Annotated in this window: 20 protein-coding genes; 16 read left to right on the top strand and 4 right to left on the bottom strand. The window is 43.9% G+C overall.

Annotated elements, in window-relative coordinates; all coding sequences use genetic code 11:
- The first annotated feature begins 254 nt into the window (after nt 1-254).
- The 9 genes from carB (at nt 255) to sufB (ending at nt 12,695) form a co-directional block, all read left to right on the top strand.
- Nucleotides 255-3,497 carry a carbamoyl-phosphate synthase (glutamine-hydrolyzing) large subunit gene (carB, locus tag ACZ5Q7_RS13865; protein ID WP_343754294.1) on the top strand — a complete coding sequence of 1,081 codons (3,243 nt, stop codon included), beginning with the start codon at nt 255-257 and terminating at the stop codon, nt 3,495-3,497.
- Nucleotides 3,498-4,457, top strand: coding sequence for an ornithine carbamoyltransferase (gene argF, locus ACZ5Q7_RS13860; protein WP_343754296.1), 960 nt, complete (start codon nt 3,498-3,500; stop codon nt 4,455-4,457).
- Nucleotides 4,458-4,504: 47 nt separating this feature from the next.
- Nucleotides 4,505-5,767 carry an argininosuccinate synthase gene (locus ACZ5Q7_RS13855; protein WP_343754298.1) on the top strand — a complete coding sequence of 421 codons (1,263 nt, stop codon included), beginning with the start codon at nt 4,505-4,507 and terminating at the stop codon, nt 5,765-5,767.
- Nucleotides 5,764-7,164, top strand: coding sequence for an argininosuccinate lyase (gene argH, locus ACZ5Q7_RS13850; protein ID WP_343754318.1), 1,401 nt, complete (start codon nt 5,764-5,766; stop codon nt 7,162-7,164). Before ACZ5Q7_RS13855 ends, argH begins: the two co-directional genes overlap by 4 nt.
- A gap of 266 nt (nt 7,165-7,430) precedes the next feature.
- Nucleotides 7,431-8,216, top strand: a complete 786-nt coding sequence (gene sufC, locus ACZ5Q7_RS13845) for a Fe-S cluster assembly ATPase SufC (protein WP_343754300.1) — start codon at nt 7,431-7,433, stop codon at nt 8,214-8,216.
- An 18-nt stretch (nt 8,217-8,234) separates the two neighbouring features.
- On the top strand, nt 8,235-9,545 hold the full coding sequence (gene sufD / locus ACZ5Q7_RS13840; RefSeq protein ID WP_343754302.1) for a Fe-S cluster assembly protein SufD: 1,311 nt from the start codon (nt 8,235-8,237) through the stop codon (nt 9,543-9,545).
- The gene (locus ACZ5Q7_RS13835; RefSeq protein WP_343754304.1) at nt 9,545-10,765 is read left to right on the top strand and encodes a cysteine desulfurase; all 1,221 of its coding nucleotides are present in this window, start codon (nt 9,545-9,547) and stop codon (nt 10,763-10,765) included. The genes sufD and ACZ5Q7_RS13835 overlap by 1 nt, the downstream gene beginning before the upstream one ends.
- Nucleotides 10,755-11,189: a Fe-S cluster assembly sulfur transfer protein SufU gene (sufU, locus tag ACZ5Q7_RS13830; RefSeq protein ID WP_343754306.1), complete on the top strand. Its 435-nt coding sequence runs from the start codon at nt 10,755-10,757 to the stop codon at nt 11,187-11,189. Before ACZ5Q7_RS13835 ends, sufU begins: the two co-directional genes overlap by 11 nt.
- A gap of 108 nt (nt 11,190-11,297) precedes the next feature.
- Nucleotides 11,298-12,695 carry a Fe-S cluster assembly protein SufB gene (gene sufB / locus ACZ5Q7_RS13825; protein WP_343754308.1) on the top strand — a complete coding sequence of 466 codons (1,398 nt, stop codon included), beginning with the start codon at nt 11,298-11,300 and terminating at the stop codon, nt 12,693-12,695.
- A 58-nt stretch (nt 12,696-12,753) separates the two neighbouring features.
- Here the strand turns inward: sufB and ACZ5Q7_RS13820 are convergent, their stop codons facing one another.
- Nucleotides 12,754-13,410, bottom strand: coding sequence for a TVP38/TMEM64 family protein (locus tag ACZ5Q7_RS13820; protein WP_343754310.1), 657 nt, complete (start codon nt 13,408-13,410; stop codon nt 12,754-12,756).
- Nucleotides 13,411-14,330: 920 nt separating this feature from the next.
- Here ACZ5Q7_RS13820 and nagZ point away from each other — a divergent pair.
- Both nagZ and ltrA (ACZ5Q7_RS13810) read left to right on the top strand, forming a co-directional pair.
- Nucleotides 14,331-16,043 (top strand): beta-N-acetylhexosaminidase, encoded by a 1,713-nt coding sequence (gene nagZ, locus ACZ5Q7_RS13815; protein WP_343754312.1) that lies wholly within the window; start codon nt 14,331-14,333, stop codon nt 16,041-16,043.
- A gap of 413 nt (nt 16,044-16,456) precedes the next feature.
- Nucleotides 16,457-17,911, top strand: a complete 1,455-nt coding sequence (gene ltrA, locus ACZ5Q7_RS13810; protein WP_464432767.1) for a group II intron reverse transcriptase/maturase — start codon at nt 16,457-16,459, stop codon at nt 17,909-17,911.
- A 156-nt stretch (nt 17,912-18,067) separates the two neighbouring features.
- On the opposite strand, the gene ACZ5Q7_RS13805 is transcribed toward ltrA (ACZ5Q7_RS13810), so the two are convergent.
- A complete protein-coding gene (locus ACZ5Q7_RS13805) occupies nt 18,068-19,084 on the bottom strand; it encodes a DUF3231 family protein (RefSeq protein ID WP_343751474.1) in 1,017 nt (338 codons plus the stop codon).
- 241 nt (nt 19,085-19,325) lie between these two features.
- Nucleotides 19,326-20,780 (bottom strand): group II intron reverse transcriptase/maturase, encoded by a 1,455-nt coding sequence (ltrA, locus tag ACZ5Q7_RS13800; RefSeq protein ID WP_464432912.1) that lies wholly within the window; start codon nt 20,778-20,780, stop codon nt 19,326-19,328.
- Between the two features lie 463 nt (nt 20,781-21,243).
- Here ltrA (ACZ5Q7_RS13800) and ACZ5Q7_RS13795 point away from each other — a divergent pair, with 463 nt between their 5' ends.
- The 3 genes from ACZ5Q7_RS13795 to ACZ5Q7_RS13785 all read left to right on the top strand — a co-directional run bounded on the left by ACZ5Q7_RS13795 (nt 21,244) and on the right by ACZ5Q7_RS13785 (nt 23,288).
- On the top strand, nt 21,244-22,248 hold the full coding sequence (locus ACZ5Q7_RS13795; protein WP_343750516.1) for a DUF3231 family protein: 1,005 nt from the start codon (nt 21,244-21,246) through the stop codon (nt 22,246-22,248).
- An 18-nt stretch (nt 22,249-22,266) separates the two neighbouring features.
- A complete protein-coding gene (locus ACZ5Q7_RS13790; protein WP_343750515.1) occupies nt 22,267-22,707 on the top strand; it encodes a hypothetical protein in 441 nt (146 codons plus the stop codon).
- 116 nt (nt 22,708-22,823) lie between these two features.
- Nucleotides 22,824-23,288, top strand: coding sequence for a CBO0543 family protein (locus ACZ5Q7_RS13785; protein ID WP_343750514.1), 465 nt, complete (start codon nt 22,824-22,826; stop codon nt 23,286-23,288).
- A 210-nt stretch (nt 23,289-23,498) separates the two neighbouring features.
- On the opposite strand, the gene ACZ5Q7_RS13780 is transcribed toward ACZ5Q7_RS13785, so the two are convergent.
- Complete coding sequence (locus tag ACZ5Q7_RS13780; RefSeq protein ID WP_343750513.1) at nt 23,499-23,732, bottom strand: SPOR domain-containing protein; 234 nt, start codon at nt 23,730-23,732, stop codon at nt 23,499-23,501.
- A 346-nt stretch (nt 23,733-24,078) separates the two neighbouring features.
- Between ACZ5Q7_RS13780 and ACZ5Q7_RS13775 the strand changes: the two genes are divergently transcribed.
- On the top strand, nt 24,079-24,870 hold the full coding sequence (locus tag ACZ5Q7_RS13775) for a lipoate--protein ligase family protein (RefSeq protein WP_343750523.1): 792 nt from the start codon (nt 24,079-24,081) through the stop codon (nt 24,868-24,870).
- The gene (gene lipA / locus ACZ5Q7_RS13770; RefSeq protein WP_343750512.1) at nt 24,863-25,798 is read left to right on the top strand and encodes a lipoyl synthase; all 936 of its coding nucleotides are present in this window, start codon (nt 24,863-24,865) and stop codon (nt 25,796-25,798) included. Before ACZ5Q7_RS13775 ends, lipA begins: the two co-directional genes overlap by 8 nt.
- Nucleotides 25,799-25,937: the final 139 nt, after the last annotated feature.

The raw sequence follows: 25,937 nt of genomic DNA, 5'->3' as shown, positions 1-25,937 counted from the left end.
AATAGGGTATGCGAAGACCAATGTCAACTCCGTATTCATCCAACACACATTCCCCGGTAAGGGCCCTTACCACGCGTCATTTTCTTTCTATTATAGAAAATATAAAAAAATTCATTTTTCCTATTGAATTATTATTCATATTGTTGCATAATAATTCAATAACAGATGAAAACATATCATTCAAAAAAATGATTCGATTATAAACGATTAACGGAAGCGTTTCGTATAGAAGAGGTGGAAAGGAGTGGCACAGCATGCCGAAACAGAATGATATCCATAAAGTTTTAGTCATTGGATCCGGACCAGTCATCATCGGTCAGGCAGCTGAATTTGATTATTCCGGAACACAGGCATGCCTCGCCCTGAAAGAAGAAGGTGTTGAGGTGGTCCTGGTTAATAATAATCCGGCTACGATTATGACCGATGAAACAACGGCTGACCATGTTTACTTGGAGCCGCTGACCGAGGCGTCCGTGACCGGTATTATTAAAAAGGAAAAACCAGATGCCTTGTTGCCTGCGTTTGCCGGGCAGACCGGGCTTAATCTTGCCGTTTCTTTATCAGAAGCCGGTATTTTGAATGATTACGATGTACGATTGTTGGGCACATCGCTGGAAACCATTCAAAAGGGAGAAGACCGAGATATTTTCAAATCACTGATGACATCCATCAACGAACCGGTGGCGGAAAGCGTGTCCGTGACGTCCGTTGATGAAGCTGTTCGCTTTTCAGAAAAGGCGGGCTTTCCGATTATCGTCAGACCGGCCTATACCCTTGGCGGTTCCGGTGGAGGTGTTGCTGAAAATGCACAGGATCTCCACTCGATTGTACGTCACGGACTTAATATAAGCCCTGTCAGTCAAGTATTGGTCGAACAAAGTGTGAAGGGCTGGAAAGAAATCGAGTACGAATTGATCCGGGATGCCGATGACACGTGTATGGTCGTCTGTGATATGGAAAACATTGACCCATGCGGCATACATACCGGCGACAGCATTGTTTCCGCTCCGGCCCAGACGCTTAGTGCGGACGAACACCGGATGCTGCGTGATGCGTCCAACAAAGTCATCCGCGAATTGGGCGTTGTGGGAGCGTGCAATATTCAGTTTGCCATTCACCCGTCCGGTAACGATTATGTCATTATAGAAGTGAATCCGAGGGTGAGCCGTTCCAGTGCGCTAGCTTCCAAGGCAACCGGATACCCGATAGCACAAATATCCGCCAAGCTTGCATTGGGATATCATCTGGATGAACTGACGAATCCAGGCAATACGACGCTTCCTGCCAGCCAGGAACCGGTCATTGATTATACAGCTGTTAAAATGCCGCGCTGGCCGTTTGATAAATTTACTAAAGCCGACCGCACACTTGGGACGCAAATGAAAGCAACAGGCGAGGTGCTGGCGCTAGCAGACAGCTTCTCGGCCGCATTGACGAAAGCCATTCGTTCGCTGGATATCGGAACGAGCCATTTCCCATGGTTGACCGGTTGGACGGACGAAACCATTGAAAAGCAGCTGAGCCATGCAACCGACCAACGTCTTTTTGCTGTGTTCGAAGCATTTCGGCGCGGATATGATATCAATCGTGTCCATGATCGAACCGGTATTCACCAGTACTTTCTTCAAAAAATGGCTTATTTGATTGCTGTGGAACAAGAAGTGGCAGCTTCCGACTGGTACACGATCAGTGATGATACATGGAAAGAGGCGAAGTTGCTCGGCTTTTCCGATGATTATCTCGCCTCGCTATGCGGAAAAACGACGTCGGATGAAGGTGACTCGCTGGAGGCACCAAGTCATGGACCGGTCTATAAACAAGCCGGTGTCAATGGAAATGGAAAAGACGTATCATCCGATAAGGCGTTTTTCTACAGCAGCTGGGATGGCACCGATGAAGCAGCCCCATTAAAAGGAAAGAACATCGTCGTTGTGGGAGCCGGTCCCATTCGTATAGGGCAGGGAATCGAGTTTGACTACTGCTCCGTTCATGCTGTGAAAGCATTGCAGAATTTGGGCGCCAGAGCCATTGTCATCAATAACAACCCGGAAACGGTCAGCACGGACTGGAATATGGCGGACCGTCTCTATATTGAACCATTAACGGTGGAAGACACACAGAATGTGGTTGAAAAGGAACAAGCTGACGGGGTTATGCTTCAGTTCGGCGGACAAACAGCCATTAATCTAGCTGATGGTCTGCGTGCAAAAGGCATTCAGGTGTATGGAACATCATTGGCATCCATCACCGCTTCGGAGGACCGGGATGAATTTTATCAGTTGCTGAGGCGCTTGGATATACCGCACATTCCGGGGGATACGGTTACTAACGGTGCTGATGCGGCAGCCACCGCACGATCGATCGGTTATCCGGTTCTTGTGCGCCCATCCTATGTGATCGGTGGTAAAGGGATGGCGATATTGCAAAATGAATCGGAAATGGACAGTTATCTGAGTGAACTCAAACAAGACACACCGGATGCACGTATTTTCCCACTGCTTATTGATCGATTTATCCATGGACGTGAATTTGAAGTCGACGCTGTCTGCGATGGATCCGATGTGCTCATCCCGGGTATTTTTCAACATATTGAACCGGCAGGGATTCATTCGGGCGACAGTATGACGGTTTTTCCTGCGCCGCATGTAACGCATCGGCATAAAGAACTCATGGAAACGTACACCAAGTCCATCTCATCGGAACTTAATTTCCAGGGAATGGTCAATATTCAATTTGTTCTGAGTGAGGATGAACAGGAAATATATGTGCTTGAGGTGAATCCGCGTGCATCGCGGACAGTCCCGATAGCCAGCAAGGTGACAGGAATTCCGCTTGTTGATCTGGCAACAACTATTCAGATGGGAAATCCCCTTAATGAACAGCCATGGGCACTAGGTTTGCATAAGGAAGCGCCTTACTATGCTGTGAAATCGCCTGTTTTCTCATCATCCAAATTATCCGGTGTTGACCCCTATCTTGGACCGGAAATGCAATCCACCGGTGAAGCAATTGGAATGGGCTCCACCGTTAAACAAGCGATGCGGAAAGCGTGCGGCTGGGCAGAAGGCAGTCTGTTGCAACCAGAAGCCGGCACGTCTGCATATGTGACGCTGGATTCATCCGGGGAGTTGTCCGAGGAATCTGTGAGTCTTTTGTCATCGCTTGCGGTTCATATAGCAACGGACAGGACAACAGCTGCAAAAATGGAAGAACAGGGATTGCATGTCGACGAGGTTGTCAGCGTCCAGGAAGCACAAGCACGTTGTGAGCAAGGGGCTTTTGCATTCATCTGTGATACGCAAAAAACGTTTGTACCAGATGATCACGCAACATTGCGGTCCCAAGTTTTGGCATCCGGCGTTGCGTGTTTCACCTCGATAAAAACGTTGCAGGCACATATGGGGGCATCGCTTCGAACGATGGACGGACCACAGCCGATAAATGATTATACCAGTACGATACAGGATTGGAATAAAACGAAAGAGCAGGTGGTGTGAATGGGTTCCGAAATAGAACAGGGTAGTATATATAAACAGCTGCAAGGAAGGCATGTATTGTCGCTTTATGACTTAACCCCGGCGGAACTGGTTTATTTAGTGGATGCAGCTGATGATATGAAAACACAGCACAAAGCGGGAAAAGCCAACCGTCCATTGGAAGGCAAAACCCTCGGCATGTTATTTGAAAAACCGTCAACACGAACCCGTTTATCTTTCGAGATAGGTATTTTTCAGCTGGGTGGCATGGGTATGTTTTTAAATACCAATGATCTGCATCTTGGCCGGGGTGAAAGCGTTGCTGACACGGCAAACGTGCTCTCTGGTTACCTTAATGGTATAATGCTACGGACATATGACCATGAAATGATTGAATCGTTTGCCACTCATGCTCATATTCCGGTTATTAACGGGTTGTCGGACCGTCATCATCCGTGTCAGGTGTTGGCGGATTTGCAGACCATTCGAGAAGTGAAAAGCGGATGGAACGGGGTGAAACTGGCCTACATCGGTGATGGCAACAATATGGCGTACTCATTGCTGGCTGGGGCAGCGATGACCGGCATGACCATCAGCATGGCCTCACCGGAAGGCTATAAACCCGATTCAGACGCTATACAGCAAGCTTCTGCCGTTGCGGATAAAACAGGTGGCCATGTGGAGATGACGTCGGATCCTCAACACGCTGTCAAACAGGCGGATGTCATTTATACGGACGTATGGAAAAGTATGGGCCAAGAAAAAAGCAACGACCGTGAGCACGCATTTGCTGGCTACCAGGTAAACAGAGAATTAATCAATGCAGCCAGAAACGACGCCAGTTTCATGCATTGTTTGCCGGCGAACAGGGGCAAAGAGGTCACAGACGACGTGATGGATGGCAGCCAATCGGTTATTTTTCAGCAGGCAGAAAACAGACTGCATGCGCAAAAAGCATTGATGACTGCATTAATGGGATAATCTATTAACCAAACATGGTATTTTAATAAAATGAGAGGGGAATTGAGATGGAAAAAGAAAAAATCGTACTTGCATACTCCGGAGGGCTTGATACGTCAGTAGCGGTCAATTGGCTCCGGGATCAATATAATTATGATGTGATTGCTGTGGCTCTGGACGTGGGAGAAGGCAAAGATCTGGAGCCGGTTAAGGAAAAAGCGTTGCAGGTCGGTGCTGTGAAATCGTATGTCGTCGATGCCAAATCATTGTTTGCCGATGAGTACGTGTTGCCGGCGTTGCAGGCCAACCTTCTGTATGAAGGAAAGTATCCGTTGATTTCAGCATTATCAAGGCCACTTATTTCCAAAATTCTTGTCGATATCGCCAAGAAAGAAGGCGCGTCCGCTGTGGCGCACGGTTGTACCGGAAAGGGGAATGATCAAGTCCGTTTTGATGTGGCGTTCACCGGCCTTGATCCGAACCTTGAAGTAGTAGCTCCGGTAAGAGAATGGTCCATGTCCAGAGAAGAACAGATTGCCTTTGCTAAAGACAATCACATCCCCATTCCCATTAAAGTGGATAGTCCGTACAGTATTGATGAAAATTTGTGGGGACGCAGCAATGAATGTGGCATACTGGAAGATCCGTGGGCCGAACCGCCGGAAGACGCCTATGATTTGACGAATAACCCGGTTGACGCTCCGGACGAACCGGAAACGGTGGAAATAGGCTTCAGTCAAGGAAAGCCGGTATCGCTCAATGGAACGGAATGCTCACTTGCAGATTTGATTTTGCAATTAAATGAGCTGGCTGGAAAGCACGGTGTCGGGCGGATCGACCATGTGGAAAATCGCCTCGTCGGCATTAAGTCAAGAGAAATTTACGAAGCGCCAGCAGCCACCGTTCTTCTGCAAGCTCATCAAGAGATGGAATCATTGACACTGACGCGGGAAACCGCTCATTTCAAGCCTTCCATCGAGCAAAAGTTTGCGCAGATGGTCTATGATGGTCTGTGGTACTCACCATTGACGGATGCACTGAAATCGTTCATTAAAAAAACGCAGAAGTATGTATCTGGAACGGTACGGATGAAATTGTTCAAAGGGCATGCGCACCCGATTGGCCGCAAATCCGAACAATCCCTTTATGATTTTGATTTGGCAACGTATAAAGAAGACGATGCCTTTGATCACGAAGCGGCTACTGGATTTATTCAATTATGGGGCTTGCCGACAAAAGTTCATTCCTCGGTCAACGAACAGCATACCGATGGCAAAACGGAAACAGAACAGAAAACAACGATGTCAACAAAGGAAACATTGAATCAATGAAACTGTGGGGCGGACGATTCACGAAACCGACGAACCAATTGATGGAGGAATACACGGCATCCATATCGTTTGATCAAAAATTGGCGCAATACGATATCCAGGGAAGCCTGGCTCATGTCAACATGCTGCAGGCGTGTCATATTATTTCGGAAGAGGATGCGGCAACGATTGCTGATGGGCTGCGGTCAGTTGCGACTGCCATCGAAAACGGGGAAGCCGAATTGCATCAGGAACATGAAGATATTCATATGAATATTGAGAAACTGCTGATCGACCAGGTTGGTCCTGTCGGCGGGAAACTGCATACTGGCCGGAGCAGGAACGATCAGGTGGCATTGGATATGCGTTTATACTTGCGTGACACCGTTCTCGAAATAACGCAGTTGCTCAGTGATGTGCAAGCGTCGCTCATCAAACAGGCCGAGGCCAATCCGGATACCGTTCTCCCCGGATATACGCACTTGCAGCGGGCACAGCCTGTGTTGTTTGCCCACCACTTGCTTGCTTATGTGTTCATGTTCCAGCGGGATAGCGAACGGCTTCAGGACAGCTTTAAACGGATCAATCAAATGCCGCTTGGAGCGGGAGCATTGGCCGGGACGACTTTCCCGATTGATCGGGAATACACGGCTAAGGAACTGGAATTTGATGGTATTTGTGAGAACAGCCTTGATGCTGTCAGCGATCGTGACTTTGTTGTGGAATTTTTAGCAGATGCGTCACTGATTGCCATGCATTTGTCCAGAATGTCCGAAGAGCTGGTGCAATGGTCCAGTGCCGAATTTGATTTTATTGAATTGGATGACGCATTTTGCACTGGAAGCAGCATGATGCCGCAAAAGAAAAATCCGGACGTTCCGGAACTCGTTCGTGGCAAAACAGGGCGTATTTATGGCCATCTCCAAGGGATGCTGACAATGCTGAAAGGATTGCCGCTTGCATATAACAAAGATATGCAGGAAGATAAGGAAGGTATGTTCGATGCAGCTGAAACATTGCAGGGAGCCCTTGCTTTGTTTGCGGATATGACCAAAACCATGCATGTCAAAAAGGATTCCATGTACCAGGCTGTTCGGCAAGACTATTCCAACGCGACTGATTTGGCGGATTATTTAACGGAAAAGGGTATGCCGTTCAGACAATCGCATGAAACCGTCGGAAGCATTGTGTTGCACTGCATTCATCACCAAAAATATTTGCTGGATTTGACACTTGATGAATTTCAGACGTTTTCCCATTTGATTGATGCGGATATATTTGATGTGCTGGATCCCAAAACCGTCGTCAATGCCCGTCGTTCGGCAGGCGGAACCGCCGATGAAAGTGTCCGGGAACAATTGAGAAAAGCTCATGCATTCATAAATGAAAATCGAGCCTGGTGTCAACATTACAAATAAGAGAAAGAACCCTCACTGTATTTATACTTAATTGAGGGTTCTTTCTTTTATTTTCGTGCATTCTATGATTGAATGGATATGAACCCATTCTACTTGTAAATCATACAAAAAGTGTCTATGATCGGTTATTAAGGATTTCCCGCCGGTACGGTCGCTGATAGTTGATATTACATTTGAAATGATTTAAAATTGTAATGAGAATAAATTGATAATGGATGGTTATCCATTTGAAGCAATAAGAACCATATAACAATGGAGGTATAGATATGTCTGGATCAACCTTGGAAATAGAAAATCTTCATGTTGAAATTGAAGGAAACAAGATTTTAAAAGGTGTAGACCTTACGATAAAAGGCGGCGAATTTCATGCGATAATGGGGCCGAACGGTACGGGTAAATCCACACTTGCTTCTGCAATCATGGGTCATCCGAGCTTTGAAATCACCGAAGGCAATGTTTATTTGGATGGTAAAGACGTTCTGGCAATGGAAGTTGATGAGCGGGCACGTGCAGGTCTGTTTCTCGGGATGCAGTATCCGAGTGAAATCAGTGGTGTCACAACATCTGACTTTCTGCGTTCATCCATCAACTCGCGCCGTGAAGAAGGCGATGAAATATCCTTGATGAAGTTTATCAAAGAAATGGATCAAGCCTTGGATTATCTTGATATCGATAAAAATATGGCACAGCGCTACTTGAATGAAGGCTTCTCCGGCGGTGAGAAAAAACGAAATGAAATACTTCAGCTGATGCTTCTCAAACCGGAAATGGCTATTCTTGATGAAATTGACTCCGGACTGGACATCGACGCACTTAAAGTTGTTTCCAAAGGGATTAACAAGCTGCGCGATGATCAATTCGGTTGCCTGATCATCACACACTATCAGCGTTTGCTCAACTACATTACACCGGATAAAGTTCACGTTATGATGCAGGGCCGCATTGTTAAAACCGGAGGCCCAGACCTGGCAAAACGTCTTGAATCAGAAGGCTATGACTGGATTAAAGAAGAGCAAGGAATTGAAGAGGAAACAACAGGACAGGAAGTCTAAAAAGCTAGGAGGGGTCTTATGACGGTCGACACAAAGGTGCCATACGATAATGAATATATTAACCAGTTTTCACAGGCAAACAACGAACCTGATTGGATGCGGGAGTTACGCCTTCAAGCTTTAAAGCAAGCTGATGCTCTGGAACCGCCCAAACCTGACAAGACGAGAATCGACAAGTGGAACTTCAGTCATTTCAAGCACGATGCAGTTGACGCTGACAAAATAACATCATTGCATAACGTGCCGGCTGACATACAAGATGTCCTGGACTTGGATAATGTACCGGAAAATGTGCTTGTTCAACGGAACCACATGGTCGCTTATGCATCTTTAAAACAGGAATTAAAAGATAAAGGTGTCATTTTCACCGATATTTTCAGCGCATTGCGCGATCACGGAGAATTGGTCAAGCGTTACTATATGCAGGATGCTGTTTCATTTGATGAGCATCGGTTCACTGCACTGCATGCAGCCCTGATGAACGGCGGAGTGTTTGTCTACGTTCCTAAGAATGTTCAGATCGAGGAGCCGCTGCAGGTTATTTTTTGGCAGGAAGACCCGGAGACGGCCATGTTCAACCATGTTCTCGTTGTGGCCGAAGAGAACAGTTCCATGACATACGTGGAAAATTATGCTTCTCATAATGACGAAACGGAAACAGTGGCCAACATTGTGACCGAAGTAATTGCTCATGACAATGCACAAATCTCCTTTGGCGGCGTTGATAACTTTTCGGCAGGCACAACCACCTACGTTAACCGTCGAGGTGTGGCATATAGAGATGCCCGTATAGAGTGGGCATTGGGCCAAATGAATGACGGCAACACGATTTCGGAAAATGTGACACATTTAATCGGTGAAAATGCCGTTTCCAATGCCAAGACTGTTTCGGTTGGACGCGGCAAGCAGTCACAGAACTTCACAGCAGAAATTGTTCATTTTGGCAAGGAATCGGAAGGACATATATTGCAGCACGGTGTCATGAGAGATCGATCAACATCCATTTTCAACGGCATCGGAAAAATTGAACACGGGGCAACAAAATCAAAAGCTGAACAGGAATCACGCGTATTAATGCTGAGTGAGAAAGCCCGTGGCGATGCCAATCCGATTCTTCTGATTGATGAAGATGACGTAGAGGCGGGCCATGCAGCATCCGTTGGCCGTGTTGATCCACTGCAGTTGTACTATTTAATGAGCCGGGGAATCAGCAGAGCAGAAGCCGAACGGTTAATCATTCACGGATTTCTCGCTCCGGTTGTTAAGCAGTTGCCGATTGAATCGGTTAAGAATCAGCTGACGCAGCTCATCGAAAGGAAGGTATATTAATGGATGTTCAAGCCATTCGGCAAGAGTTTCCGATTTTAAATGAAGAGATCAATGGGCATCCTTTAGTATATTTGGATTCAGCGGCAACATCCCAAAAACCGCAGCAAGTACTGGATGCAGTCAACGATTATTATAAACAGGCCAATTCCAATGTGCATCGTGGGGTGCACACGTTAGGCACGCGGGCTACCGAACAATATGAAGGTGCCCGGGAAAAAGTACGCGCCTTTCTGAATGCCCGCAGCACAGCTGAAGTTATTTTCACACGTGGAACGACGACGTCGATGAATACTATTGCCTATGGCTATGCACGTCCCAATTTACAGGAAGGCGACGAGGTTGTTGTGACACAAATGGAACATCACAGCAATCTGATCCCCTGGCAGCAAGCGGTAAAAGCGTCCGGGGCAACATTGAAATACATTCCATTGCAGGATGATGGGTCCATATCCCTTGATGACGTCCGCACAACAGTAACGGAAAACACAAAAATCGTCGCTATTACACACGTTTCCAACGTCCTTGGTACCATTAACCCTATAAAAGAAATCGCGGCTATTGCCCATGACCATAACGCTGTGATCGTTGTGGATGGAGCACAGGGAGCCCCGCACATGAACGTTGATGTGAGCGATTTGGACTGCGACTTTTATGCTTTCTCCGGCCATAAGATGTGCGCGCCGACGGGTGTCGGGGTATTGTATGGAAAAAAAGATTTGTTGGAATCGATGGAACCGGTCGAATTCGGTGGTGAAATGATCGACTTTGTGGATCTGTATGATGCTACATGGAAAGAGCTGCCCTGGAAATTTGAAGGAGGCACGCCAATCATTGCCGGAGCCATTGGTTTAGGCGCTGCTATTGATTTCCTTAACGATATCGGATTGGATAATATATTGGAACATGAACAACAATTAGCCAATTATGCCACAGAAAAACTGCGCACTATGGATGGAATAACCATTTATGGACCGGAAGAACGAGCGGCACTCGTCACATTTAACCTGGATGATGTCCACCCACACGATACAGCGACGGTTTTGGATGCAGAAGGCGTTGCGGTACGGGCCGGTCATCATTGCGCACAACCGCTCATGAAATGGCTTGATGTCACTGCAACCGCCCGAGCCAGTTTTTATTTGTATAATACGACGGAAGACATTGACCGGCTGGCCGATAGTCTTGTGAATACGAAGGAGTTTTTTGGGGATGTCTTTTAACAACCTTGACACACTATACAGACAAGTTATAATGGACCATTACAAAAACCCTAGAAATAAGGGTTCTGTAGAAGGCGATGCGCTGACCGTTGATATGAATAACCCCACTTGTGGAGACCGGATTCAGTTGCAGCTTCAGCTCGATGGGGATGTTATACAGGATGCGAAATTTTCCGGAGAAGGCTGTTCGATCAGCTTATCATCTGCATCCATGATGACCCAGGCCATTCAAGGGAAAAAGCTTGATGACGCATTGGAAATGTCGAAAGCTTTTTCACAAATGATGCTTGGCGAAGATGTGGATACAGAAGAATACGAAATGGAAGACTTGGAAGCATTGCAGGGTGTTTCTCAATTTCCGGCCAGGATCAAATGTGCCACCCTTGCTTGGAAGGCAATGGAAAAAGGTGCTCAGGAGGAATAGGAAGCCAAGGCTTTACAAACAGGTCCTTGTCCGGAACTGTCTCACGGTCGCATCAATGTCTGTGAAACAACGCCGGAAGATCTGTACACTTTAAAGGAGGTATTTCTCATGGCAAAACAAGTGCCAGAAATGGAAGGGTACGAATACGGTTTTCATGATAAAGACGTTTCGGTATTTCGATCTGGTCGCGGGTTGACACGTGAAGTTGTTGAGGAAATTTCAAACATGAAAGAAGAGCCACAATGGATGCTTGACTATCGCCTGAAAGCGTTGGAGAAATTTTATCAGAAACCAATGCCGCAGTGGGGCGGAGACCTCTCTGAACTGGATTTTGACGAAATTGTGTACTATGTTAAACCTTCCGAACGCCAAGGACAAACATGGGATGAGGTACCGGATGAAATCAAACAGACGTTTGATAAATTGGGAATACCAGAGGCTGAGCAGAAATATCTTGCCGGTGTATCTGCACAGTATGAATCGGAAGTGGTGTATCACAATCTGCAAGAGGATCTGGAAAACCTTGGGATCATCTTTAAGGACACGGATACAGCTCTTCATGAAAATGAAGAACTGTTCAAAAAATATTTTGGTAAAGTTATTCCACCATCCGATAACAAATTTGCAGCACTGAATTCGGCTGTTTGGTCGGGGGGATCATTCATCTACGTTCCGAAAGGGGTTGAAGCGAAAACACCGCTGCAGGCCTATTTCCGGATTAATTCGGAAAACATGGGACAATTCGAACGGACATTGATTATTGCGGATGAAGGGTCTTCGGTTCACTATGTGGAAGGCTGTACAGCACCGGTTTATACAACCAATTCGCTGCACAGCGCCATCGTTGAAATCTTTGTCCATAAAGATGCTTATTGCCGTTATACAACCATTCAAAACTGGGCCAATAACGTGTACAATTTGGTGACGAAACGTGCGACGGCGGATGCCAATGCTACGATGGAATGGATTGACGGCAACCTTGGTTCAAAACTGACGATGAAATACCCATCCGTCTGGCTTAAAGGCGAAGGTGCCCGCGGTCATACACTGTCAATCGCGCTTGCCGGGAACAACCAGCATCAGGATGCAGGTGCCAAAATGCACCACTTGGCGCCGAACACGTCATCCAGTATTGTTTCCAAGTCCATCTCCAAACAAGGCGGCAAAGTGACGTACCGCGGCATTGTTGAATTTGGACGCAAGGCAACGGGAGCCCGTTCGAACATTGAATGCGATACGTTAATTATGGATAACGAATCAACGTCGGACACGATTCCATACAACGAGATCAATAACGATAATATTTTCTTGGAACACGAAGCCAAAGTTTCCAAAGTCTCCGAAGAACAACTCTTCTATTTGATGAGCAGAGGACTTGGTGAAGAAGAAGCGACAGAGATGATTGTCATGGGTTTCATTGAACCATTCACTAAAGAACTTCCAATGGAATATGCCGTGGAAATGAACCGGCTCATCAAAATGGAAATGGAAGGTTCGATCGGTTAAATGCTTAAAAAACCTTGATGCAAGCCTTTTTGCATCAAGGTTTTTTTGATTCAGGAACTTACAACGACTGAAACACATCATAAAGGTAATGCATGCCGTAAAGCGGAAATAGTGTGTAAATAAATAACGTAATCGGCTTGCAAACCAAAAAGTAAACGATGAATTTTTTCAATGAAAGTTTGGTAAGCCCGGCAATGAGGCAGATGAAATCATCCGGGAAGCCGGGAAAGACCAGCGAAATCCAGAAAAACCGTTCAAATCGCTTTCCCTTGTTGACCCAGCCGATATATTTATCATATGTTTCCTGTTTAACAAAATAACTAGCGAAGCCGCGTCCAAACCGCCTTGCTAATAAAAAATTGGCCAGCGAACCGAGAAAAATACCGACTATATTCAGTAAGGACCCCAATTCAATACCGAATAACATGACACCAACTACAGTCGAAACATTGCCAGGCATAACCGGGATAACAACCTGGAAAAATGTTAATCCCAAAAAAGCCAACGGTGCGATACCGCCAAATCCCTCAATCCAGCTCTGCACACGGTCTGGATTATTGAAAAATCCACTTTCAATAATGAACCAGGCAAATCCAATCAACAGAAGAATTCCAATAATGGTTGTTATTTTAACAATCAGTTTTTGATATGTTATGAGCGTTTTCTTTAGACGACGCATGCCAACACCAGCTTCTATTCTTTGGCAAAATCTCATTCATCCTTGCATGATAAGAATATCATAGAAATTATTCAGGGCAAAAAGTTCTGTCTCGCTGGCCACCACCAGAAGCAGGAAGTTTAATAAGGCACCAAACCGCTTGGGCGACAAACAATTGCCCTTTTTTACTAAGTTTTAATGAATAATTCAGGAGAAAATAAAAAATGCCATTTTTCCGCAATACGAAAAACGCTTTCTTTAAATAAGAAGGCGTCAGTCAGAATCGTAACAGTTTGTAGGATAAATTATGACAATGTTAAAATAAAGCTATACATTTACTAAAGAAGGAACTGTTCATATGAGAAAAGATTATATGGGGTATATCTTTGGTATTCTGGGTGTTATATCTCTAGTGATGTCTTACGTGGTTCCAACCCGAACAAATTGGTGGGTTTTTTTTCTTGGTATAAGTGTTGTTTTAAACTTGGTAGGTATCGTGTTTTTAATATTGTTTCTAAAAGAATCATGGAAAAGTAAACGTTTATGATTTTGGTTATATAACTATCGGGCGCTTTTTAAACACTGTTTTGACCATTCAACATTATTTAGAAGTACTCGCGTAAGTGCCGGTTGTGTTTCTACGTCCCATGAATTAATGGTATTTATTAAGGCTTTTTCAGTGGAATATTATTTTGATACTGTTCTTTTGTGAAATAACAGGTTGCGGACTTCTATGTTTCCCATTCATTGTGGTGCTGGATATATGAGAGTTCCGCTTTTAACTGTTATTTTACTAAACAAGAAGAACGTTTGGACGTCTCCGATGATTTTGGCTTTTGGTTTAGCAATTTTGTTATTGCCATTCGTATTACTATATTTGATTAAGTTCTATGGTTTTTTAAAAGGTTTGAGTGGAGATATAATTGGAAAATAACACTCCAATCGAATATGGAATGACTATTCGTGGAGGGATTACTATGATCAAGCGCATCACCATTATAATCATCATTGCTATCATCGCTCTTGGGGCAGCCTTCTTTTTCATCCGTTCATTGGGTGATAATACAAATGATAAACAAGCAGACCAACAACCTAAGAATCCATCATTGGTTCATGAAAATAAAGAGATCCAGGAGCCGGAAGCAGCTTTGGCCAACATATTCAACTTAGCCAAACAAGGAAAAATCCCCGAAAGCAATATCGTTGTCGGTGAAACGACCACCGATGCAATGCAAGAAACTCTGGGGGAACCGGAAAAGACCACGGATACGGATGTTGGTCGTTTTTTGAACTATCCGTCACATGACATTGATGTCGGTGTTACAGACGGTATTGTGTCTGATATGCGTTCATCGCAAGATCCATTCACGTCGTTCGATTTTGACACAATTAAATCATATAAAAAACCTGATGACACGCATTACTATCAGGATGATGACTACAATCAAATCATTCTGGTTTACGAACTTTCCAGCAATTATGTCTTGAAATGGGTGTTGCCAAAGCCTTCCGATGATTCAGATAACCCTAATGTAGATCATATTTCATTATCAAAAGAAATGGGTGGGAATGGTGTAACTGATGAGAAAGGGGATAAACCCAGTAATACAGGCAGTGATGGTATGAGTCTTGATGAAAAAATCGGACAAATGATAATCAGCGGGGTCGATGGAACCAAAATGACCACTGAAACAAAAAACATCATCCAAAAGCACCATGTTGGCGGAATCATTTTATATGGCAATAACATCAACAGTCAGACGCAAACCGTCAACTTTCTAAACGAGATGAAAGCTGCGAATACTGATAATCCTTACCCATTATTGTTGGGCGTTGATGAAGAAGGTGGCCGTGTGACACGAATGCCTGATGGCGTGAAAAGCCTGCCGTCGAGCCGTTCGATTGGAGAACTGAACAACAAGGATGTATCGTTCAATGTCGGTACCATTCTCGGTGAGCAGATGAAGGCATTCGGTTTCAATTTGGACTTTGCGCCTGTCCTCGACGTTAACAGCAATCCAGATAATCCTGTTATCGGCGATCGTTCATTTGGCGACAACCCCGATATTGTCGCAAGGCTGGGCATCCAGACAATGAAAGGCATTCAGAGTGAAGGGATTATTTCGGCTATAAAGCATTTTCCTGGGCACGGGGATACGGGCAAAGATTCTCATTTGCAGCTCCCAAAGGTTGATAAAAGCTACGAGGAGCTGTCCGAATTAGAACTGATACCTTTCAAAAGAGCCATCTCGGAAGGTGCGGACGTCAGCATGGTTGCCCATATCCTGCTGCCAAAAATCGACCCAAATGATCCGGCATCCATGTCAGAAGAAGTGATAACAGGCATCTTGCGAGAGGATTATAATTTTGATGGCGTGGTCATGACTGATGACTTGACGATGGAGGCAATAACAGATCATTATCATGTCGCACAAGCGGCAGTCCAATCGGTGAAAGCAGGTGCAGATTTATTGCTTGTTGGACATAACCCGGATTTGATTGCCACCGTTTTTGATAAATTGAAATCGGCTGTTGAAAATGGAGAAATAAGCGAGGACAGAATCGACCAAAGTGTGGAACGCATCACTGATTTGAAAGAAAAATATCAGCTGTCGGATGAAAAAAAGCCGGTACCCAATTTCCAACCGATTAATAAAAAGGTGCAAGCCATTTTGAAAAAGGTATCATAAAAGTATCGGAGGGCAGTTCTCGAGGGTTAAGTGCCTGGCAGAGCGACCGGGCTTAGGTCGTAACATATAGTGGGTGGGATGCCCGCCGAGTAAGAGTTAGCCACTCGCTCGTAGCAAGTTTTGGATGATGGAAGGTAACTTCCATCATTAAGCGTAAACTGTTAGCTAGTGGGCCGTAAACGACGGTTGAAGGGATTGAGCCCCGAAATACTCAATGAAAGGGCAGATGGTTTTGCCAGTCCAGAATGCAACATCTTGATAAGTGAAATAGGCGAGCTTATTAAGACCTTTCCGGGGTCGGTGACCACGGCACGCTAGACATGGATATGTTACGGCAACCCGGGAGGTCCTATCGGGTCTTCCTGCGGAAGCAGGGAGTATGGCGTACAAGCGATACAAAGTGAGGAAACCAAATGTCTGATAGGAAGTCGGAGGGCTACATAGTACCGTTGAAGCCGGGTAATTCCGGTGGAGGAAAGGTAAGCCCCCTATCATTTCTTATTAGGGACACATTATCTACACACAGAGGTGGAATTATAATGGAAACAAAACTATCGAGAATAGCGGAATTAGCTAGATCTCACCCCAGGATGCAATTCACATCACTGGCGCATTTGTTGGATGAGGAGTCTTTAAAGCAATGCCACTATGAATTACCCGGCAATAAAGCTGCAGGTATTATGGGGGTTACAAAGGAAGACTACGGTGAAGAATTGAATGATAATGTCGAGAACCTCGTTCATAGAATGAAGAAGAAAAGCTATCGCCCCCAACCGGTCAGACGAACCTATATTGATAAAGCTGGTTCAAGGAAGAAACGCCCATTGGGGATACCGGAGCACGAGGATAAAATCGTGCAGCGGGGGTTGGCTAAAATTCTTAACACAATCTATGAAAATGATTTCCTCGACTGCTCCTTTGGCTTTAGACCCAAAAGAAATTGTCATGATGCCTTGAAGATTCTTAATGTCTACATTGAACAGAGGTACACGAACTACATTGTAGATGTAGATATTAAAGGATTCTTTGACAATGTGGATCATGATTGGATGCTGGCATTTCTGGAACATCGAATTAAAGATCCCAGTATACTGAGGCTCGTAGCCAGATTCTTAAAGGCCGGATACATGGAGGAAACCAAGCGATATAAGGAGGAGTTTGGCACACCACAGGGTGGTGTTGTCTCGCCTATTCTGGCAAATGTTTATCTCCATTATGTCCTGGACTTATGGTTTGAGCGTAAAGTACGTAAAGAATGTAAAGGACAAGCGTACCTCGTCCGCTATGCGGACGATTTTGTGTGCTGTTTTCAATATCAGCAGGACGCGTATAAGTTCTTTGAAGGCCTCAAACAGAGATTGGCGAAATTTAACCTTGAAGTTGCAGAGGACAAGACGAACATTATTCCCTTTGGCAGATTTGCGGAAAAGAACAGTAGGCGGAATGGAAATAGGAAACCCCCGACGTTTAATTTTCTGGGTTTCACGCATTACTGCAGCCAAAGTCAGAAAGGCAAGTTCAGAGTTAAACGGAAAACTGACAACAAGAAGATGAGAGCGAAGTTGCGTCAAACTAAGAAATGGCTAAAAGAAAACAGAACCGAAGGTGCCGAATTTATCATGGATAGAATTCGAAAGTCACTTATAGGATACTATAATTATTATTGTATTACAGACAATTCGCCAACGGTTGATTTGTTTCGTGACAATATAAGAACGTTACTCTTTAAATGGCTCAATCGAAGAAGCCAGAAGAAGTCTTTTACATGGGAGAAATTCGTTTTATTTCTAAAGAAATTTCCACTTCCAAGACCAACTGTGAAAGTGAATATATACCAACTTAGAGATCATATTAGTTACATTCTGTGAAGATGATAGGTGGAGCCGTGTGCGGGAAAACCGCTCGCATGGTTCTGAGAGGGGAGTGATACACAATCAGCCGTTAGGCTGAGAGGTTCACTCCTACTTGACCCGAAACAATTCAGAATTTTTCCGGTGCCAGGCATTTATAATCCTTTTAAGAATTCATCCTTTTTGTTTATTCTTCGCTAATTTTTTGGAATCTTTTACTCCGGGTGGTTGTTCCAGCCAATTGTGTTTAATCATGATATCTGCTCCTCTTTTGGCAAGCCGAGAAACTTCAAATGATAATCGTTGGTAATTAATCATTAAGTCACTTCGTTGGCTTGCAGATGCTGCAGTAGAATAATTCCCTATTCCCGCGGATATGAGCAAATCCATGTGAAACATCACTAATTTATCCGAAAAAGTTTGAGTTGTGGAGTCACTTAAATATACATTCGTCTGTGCAGATTCAATATTATCTTTTATAAGTGTATCTGCAAAAATCTTCAAATGTTTTTTTGAGACGTCTTTTCCACGAAGCATGAAATTCTGTACATCTTTTGATGGTGATGTTTGAGCAAATGCAATGCATAAGTGCATACCTATTGAATTGGTTAGGACGTTCTGATACAAATGAGAAATCTCAACAGCATTTAATGGACGTTTATCACTGAAAGGGTTTATGCCACTTAAATAATTTTTACTGTCAATATAGTCCGTTTCTTTGGGTATATCAATATACGGGTGTCTGGCAGTGATACCCTTTGAAAGACCCGTTTCGAGTGATTGTTTATAAAGGTTACTGGTTTCATTTAACGCCTGTACAAAGTAGTTACATACATCTTCCCGGTAACTCATCGAAACCAAACCGCTGTATATTAACATTCCCGCCTTCGCAATATGATTCACATACACCAAACAAAATATGTCTGAAAAAAGCCACGGTGCGTTCATATTTACATCTTGTTCGGTAAACCCGTTTGGAATAGCGAATTGTTCTTTTTCAAAAATCGCTGTTAATGTGTCCAAATGGTTATATGAAATATCATAGGCATATTGCACAACGGGTTTTATATCTTCATCTTGTATGTGCTTTAGCATAAACCCAAAAATACATTTCGACATGCTGTCATTCATATACCCAGTCCAAAGAGAACCAATTTCTGCGGATGTTAGGGGGATATTTTTTTCATTCACTTCATTCATTATGCAACCTCCCTAAGGATGTTAAGGTAAGTTTATTATTAACATTAATATGGATTTTATAATGAATGACAGGTATAAAGAAACGATTGGGTTAAGTGCCTGGCACCAAAACAATTCAGAATTGTGTCGGGTCAAGTAGGAGTGAACCTCTCAGCCTAACGGCTGATTGTGTATCACTCCCCTCTCAGAACCATGCGAGCGGTTTTCCCGCACACGGCTCCACCTATCATCTTCACAGAATGTAACTAATATGATCTCTAAGTTGGTATATATTCACTTTCACAGTTGGTCTTGGAAGTGGAAATTTCTTTAGAAATAAAACGAATTTCTCCCATGTAAAAGACTTCTTCTGGCTTCTTCGATTGAGCCATTTAAAGAGTAACGTTCTTATATTGTCACGAAACAAATCAACCGTTGGCGAATTGTCTGTAATACAATAATAATTATAGTATCCTATAAGTGACTTTCGAATTCTATCCATGATAAATTCGGCACCTTCGGTTCTGTTTTCTTTTAGCCATTTCTTAGTTTGACGCAACTTCGCTCTCATCTTCTTGTTGTCAGTTTTCCGTTTAACTCTGAACTTGCCTTTCTGACTTTGGCTGCAGTAATGCGTGAAACCCAGAAAATTAAACGTCGGGGGTTTCCTATTTCCATTCCGCCTACTGTTCTTTTCCGCAAATCTGCCAAAGGGAATAATGTTCGTCTTGTCCTCTGCAACTTCAAGGTTAAATTTCGCCAATCTCTGTTTGAGGCCTTCAAAGAACTTATACGCGTCCTGCTGATATTGAAAACAGCACACAAAATCGTCCGCATAGCGGACGAGGTACGCTTGTCCTTTACATTCTTTACGTACTTTACGCTCAAACCATAAGTCCAGGACATAATGGAGATAAACATTTGCCAGAATAGGCGAGACAACACCACCCTGTGGTGTGCCAAACTCCTCCTTATATCGCTTGGTTTCCTCCATGTATCCGGCCTTTAAGAATCTGGCTACGAGCCTCAGTATACTGGGATCTTTAATTCGATGTTCCAGAAATGCCAGCATCCAATCATGATCCACATTGTCAAAGAATCCTTTAATATCTACATCTACAATGTAGTTCGTGTACCTCTGTTCAATGTAGACATTAAGAATCTTCAAGGCATCATGACAATTTCTTTTGGGTCTAAAGCCAAAGGAGCAGTCGAGGAAATCATTTTCATAGATTGTGTTAAGAATTTTAGCCAACCCCCGCTGCACGATTTTATCCTCGTGCTCCGGTATCTCCAATGGGCGTTTCTTCCTTGAACCAGCTTTATCAATATAGGTTCGTCTGACCGGTTGGGGGCGATAGCTTTTCTTCTTCATTCTATGAACGAGGTTCTCGACATTATCATTCAATTCTTCACCGTAGTCTTCCTTTGTAACCCCCATAATACCTGCAGCTTTATTGCCGGGTAATTCATAGTGGCATTGCTTTAAAGACTCCTCATCCAACAAATGCGCCAGTGATGTGAATTGCATCCTGGGGTGAGATCTAGCTAATTCCGCTATTCTCGATAGTTTTGTTTCCATTATAATTCCACCTCTGTGTGTAGATAATGTGTCCCTAATAAGAAATGATAGGGGGCTTACCTTTCCTCCACCGGAATTACCCGGCTTCAACGGTACTATGTAGCCCTCCGACTTCCTATCAGACATTTGGTTTCCTCACTTTGTATCGCTTGTACGCCATACTCCCTGCTTCCGCAGGAAGACCCGATAGGACCTCCCGGGTTGCCGTAACATATCCATGTCTAGCGTGCCGTGGTCACCGACCCCGGAAAGGTCTTAATAAGCTCGCCTATTTCACTTATCAAGATGTTGCATTCTGGACTGGCAAAACCATCTGCCCTTTCATTGAGTATTTCGGGGCTCAATCCCTTCAACCGTCGTTTACGGCCCACTAGCTAACAGTTTACGCTTAATGATGGAAGTTACCTTCCATCATCCAAAACTTGCTACGAGCGAGTGGCTAACTCTTACTCGGCGGGCATCCCACCCACTATATGTTACGACCTAAGCCCGGTCGCTCTGCCAGGCACTTAAATAAAGACATATGAATAGTTTCTTGCAGAACGTCAAAAAATAGCCTACAAACTAAATGGGAGGTCGTCAAGCTAAAATGGTACATCCACCAAAATTAACAGCATCGGAAATCTCTAATCTTTGGACATCCTATCAAAATGATTCGATGGCAATTTGTGGGCTTAAGTATTTTTTGGCCAACATTGAAGATCAGGACATTCGATCCGTTCTTGAATATGCTTTAGATATTTCAAAACAGCATATTCAGCGTGTTACGGATATTTTTCAATCGGAAAATTATCCGGTTCCGGTAGGATTTACTGACCATGACGTTAATGTGGAAGCCCCGCGTCTTTTTTCGGACGTTTTGTATTTATCGTACATCCTCAACATGGGTAAATTCGGTCTTAGCTCATACAGCTTAGCTTTATCATTATCGTCTCGAGGAGACATCATTGAATACTATTCCGATTGTTTAACTGAGACGACAAAGCTCCATAATTGGGCTAAAAGCCTTGCTAAAGAAAAGGGGACGTATGTTCGCGCGCCCCAAATTCCAACCCCTGAACAAGTGAGTTTTGTTAAAGATACAAGCTTTTTATCCGGAGGGTTATTCGGTGCCCCTCGACCATTGCTGGGTGTTGAAATAGGGGACCTTATTTACAATGCCAAACGAAATGCGCTTGGACAAGCGCTCATTACCGGCTTTAGTCAAGTCGCAAACAATAAAAATGTTCGTCAATATTTTGAAAGAGGACGAGAAATATCGGGCAAGCACGTAGAAATATTTAATTCATTACTTCATCAAAATTACCTTTCCGGTGTGACCCCTTTAACCGCGGAGGTCACCGATTCAACCGCGGCGCCTTTTTCTGATAAGCTTATGATGTACCATGTTTCAGCATTGGTTGCTTCCGGGATTGGGCAATACGGCGTGTCCATGTCCACCAGTCCACGTCGGGATTTAGGGATCGATTATGCCCGTTTAATGGCGGAAATTGCCAAATACGCTAACGATGGTGCTAAATTGATGATTCAAAACGGTTGGATGGAACAACCGCCCGAGGCCGCCGATCGTCAAGAATTAGCGAAAAAGAAGTAGGGAGGGGCGTTGGATGGCATGGAAAAATTGTTTTGGTCCATCGCACTCCCCGGATTCGGCCAGCTTTTAAACGGAAAATATATCAAAGGTATCCTACTCATTGCTCTTGAATTTATGATCAATGTCCAGGCCAATTTTAATGAGGCTATCCTTTACAGTTTCCAAGGAGACATTCAAACAGCCATAGCGCAAACCAATTATGGATGGTTAATGTTTTATCCCTGTCTGTACTTTTTTGCCATGTGGGATGCTTTTAAAGATGCGGATGAGGGACGATCACGCTTTGCATTTTTACCGTTTGTTTTTTCGGCTTATTTTGTAACGGTTGGTCTGATTTACTCTAAAACATTAACCCTGTTTGGTATGCTGTTCGGCCCTGTTTGGCTGCCGATATTGTTTGTGATTCCCGGGGTGTTGATTGGATTCATTGTGAAAAAAATCATGCTATACGTAACATAAAAAGGTGAAATTATCATTCCAGGTCTCACCTTTTTGATTGTTTTTTTCGTTCTTCTAAAGAACAGCTCCTTTAATGGCATTATTGGCCATTTAGTGAAAAAGGGTGTGCTGCGTTAATGATCGGACTCATGATTGCCATTCTTCTTTTTAACTTGGTTGCTTTTACAACCAATAAACGGCTGACTAAAAATCAAATCGTGCATATATGGATATTCACAATGGCACTTCAGCTGCTTGTTGATTTATTCATTGATGGAAAATATCACGGCTATTGGTACTTTTCTAAAGCCATTGATTGGACATCCATTCCTGCATTAACCGTATTAATTCCACCTGTGAATATGATATTTTTGAATTGGTATCCGTTTGAACGGTCTTTCTATAAACGCATTCTTTATATTCTATGTTGGGTAGTGGTTATTACGTTTTACGAAGCCATTACGTTATTGCCTGAACCATGGGGGTATTTTAATCACGGGTGGTGGCATTTGTGGTATTCCGCACTGGTCAACCCCTTCTTACTTGTAACGGTTTTACGTTATTATAAGTGGATCTGTACCATTGAAAATCAGTGCGAGTAATGTCTTTAATAAGTCGGGAACCGCGATGAAAAGGGGTGATCCCGACGTTTTCTCTAAATGTCGATATTAAATTCTTCCCGGCACCATTCGCAAAACAATCGATAGTCCTGATTGACCTGATTTTTGTAAAACATCGTCATAGAGGATTATTTCTCTTCGCTGCTGCCCCCCTTTGACGGGATTTGGTTTGTTGCGAACACGGTGATCCCACTATGCGTTCGTAATAAAAGCGTTTGTTATTCCAAGCCCCTTAATTTTATCCAGATTTTGAAGCAATTGTTTTCTCTCGGAATATGGACCGACCTCTACACAATAGAGTTCTCCTGTATCCGTTTGATAGACTTGAATGTCTGCGTCCATGTTGTTCTTCGTTATGACATTATACTGATGCTGGGCATTTCCCTTCTTATCAGTTGTGCCAGCAACTATTTTATACGTCCCCATAAAAATCCTCCTGGTTTGTTTATAGATAGTATATTCAGCTGTTAAGCAGGGGAATGGTTGATGACCATGGCTTTTTGTAAATTGATTAAATAATCTAATAGAATCTTTTGACAAGAGCGCTTTATATAGCTTTACATACAGTCTCAGACCTGATAAGTTGAATTTGCAACAATAATAACATTTCCATAAGACAGTGCTAACAAGTTAATCATACTTGTTATCGTTTAATTGTGGAATCGGTGTCAATAATACTGACATGAATACGCACATATGATGGTGAGGAGGTGGTAACGTGCATGAAGAATGGTATTTTTTGGATACCGGCCATCTTGATGCAGCAGTGAATATGGCATTAGATGAGGCACTTTTGAATTGGCATAGGGAAGGGGAGATCCCACCAACATTGCGCTTTTACGGCTGGTCCAGACCGACGCTTTCGGTGGGGCAGTTCCAAAAGATTCATAAAACGATTGATTTTGATGCGATTCGTACATATCAGTGTCAGTTTGTCCGACGTTTAACTGGCGGCAGTGCGGTTTTGCATGATAATGAGTTAACTTACAGCGTGGTTGTATCGGAGGATCATCCTGGTATTCCTGCGTCTGTCAGCGATGCCTATTATGTTTTGTCAAAAGGGCTTGTTGAAGGATTTAAGAATCTGGGTATTACGGTGGATTATGCGATGCCGGATAAACATGCAGCAAGAGATCGTTCTGCGGTCTGTTTTGAAAAGGCTGCTTTTTATGAAATGATGGCTGATGGCAAAAAATTATCCGGGAATGCGCAAACGAGACATCAAGGTGTTCTGCTTCAGCATGGATCGATCCCCATGGATATGAATACCGATATGCTTTACGATTTATTTCGTTTCTCCAATGAAGACATAAAGCAAAGGGCGCGTGAATCGTTTCAGAAGAAGGCGATCACTATTGATCAATTGACGAATAAAACGCACACATACGACATGATGAAAGAAGCTTTTTATACCGGGTTTGAAACGGGTCTGGATGTAACGCTGCACCCGTTTGAACTGTCAAGCCAACAGTGGGACGATGTGTATCATTTGGCTGAAACAAAATATCGTACAACAGATTGGAACTATCATCGATTGCGAAAGGAGTCTGTAAAACATGGTTAGAAACTATCAACATATACGGAAGCCGGAATGGTTAAAAACAGACCTGAAAACGAACAAGTCCTATAACGGCCTCAAAAAATTAATGCGGGAAAAGCAGCTGAATACAGTATGCGAAGAAGCTCGCTGTCCAAATATTCATGAATGCTGGAGTGAGCGTCAAACAGCGACATTCATGATTTTAGGCAATGTATGCACACGCGGATGCCGGTTTTGTGCCGTAGCAACCGGACGGCCAAGTGAGCTGGATTGGGGTGAACCGGAGCGCGTGGCTGAATCCGTGGAAATTATGGGGTTGAAGCATGCGGTTATCACGGCTGTTGCACGTGATGATTTAAATGATGGTGGCGCGGCCGTTTTTGCTGAAACTGTCCGGGCTATCCGCCGTAAAAATCCGGGGTGCACGATTGAAATATTGCCATCGGACATGAAAGGTGATTATGAAAGCCTTTATACGTTAATGAACAGTGAGCCGGATATATTTAACCATAACATTGAGACTGTTCGCAGACTGACGAGGAAGGTGCGTTCGGTTGCTACATATGAACGCTCACTGAAGCTGCTGGAGCGTGTCAAAGAAATCGCCCCAAATACACCGACCAAATCGAGCATCATGGTGGGATTGGGTGAAACAAAGGACGAGATCGTTGAGGCGATGGATGATCTGCTCGCCCACAATGTGGATATCATGACGATCGGCCAATATATGCAGCCATCGAAAAATCACTTGAATATCGAACGGTACTATCACCCGGATGAATTTGAAGAGTTAAAGCAAATAGCACTGGAAAAAGGGTTTCGCCATTGTGAATCCGGTCCATTGGTAAGATCATCCTATCATGCCGATGAGCAGGTGAACGCTGCTTCCAAACAGAATCGCATCAAATATATGAAAGGCATTGAAGAACAGGAACAAGAAAAAGTTTTTTAGTACGAAAAAGACACTGGAACATAACTAAATCCAATCTTTTCCGCATACGAACCATATATTTAAGAAGCAGTTACCACTTCAGGAAATATCATTAAATGAAATATCCGAACCAATTCAGGTTATTAACGAATTGTCGTTC

Source organism: Lentibacillus halophilus, assembly GCF_055395055.1.
This window is presented reverse-complemented; position numbering and strand designations above follow the sequence as displayed.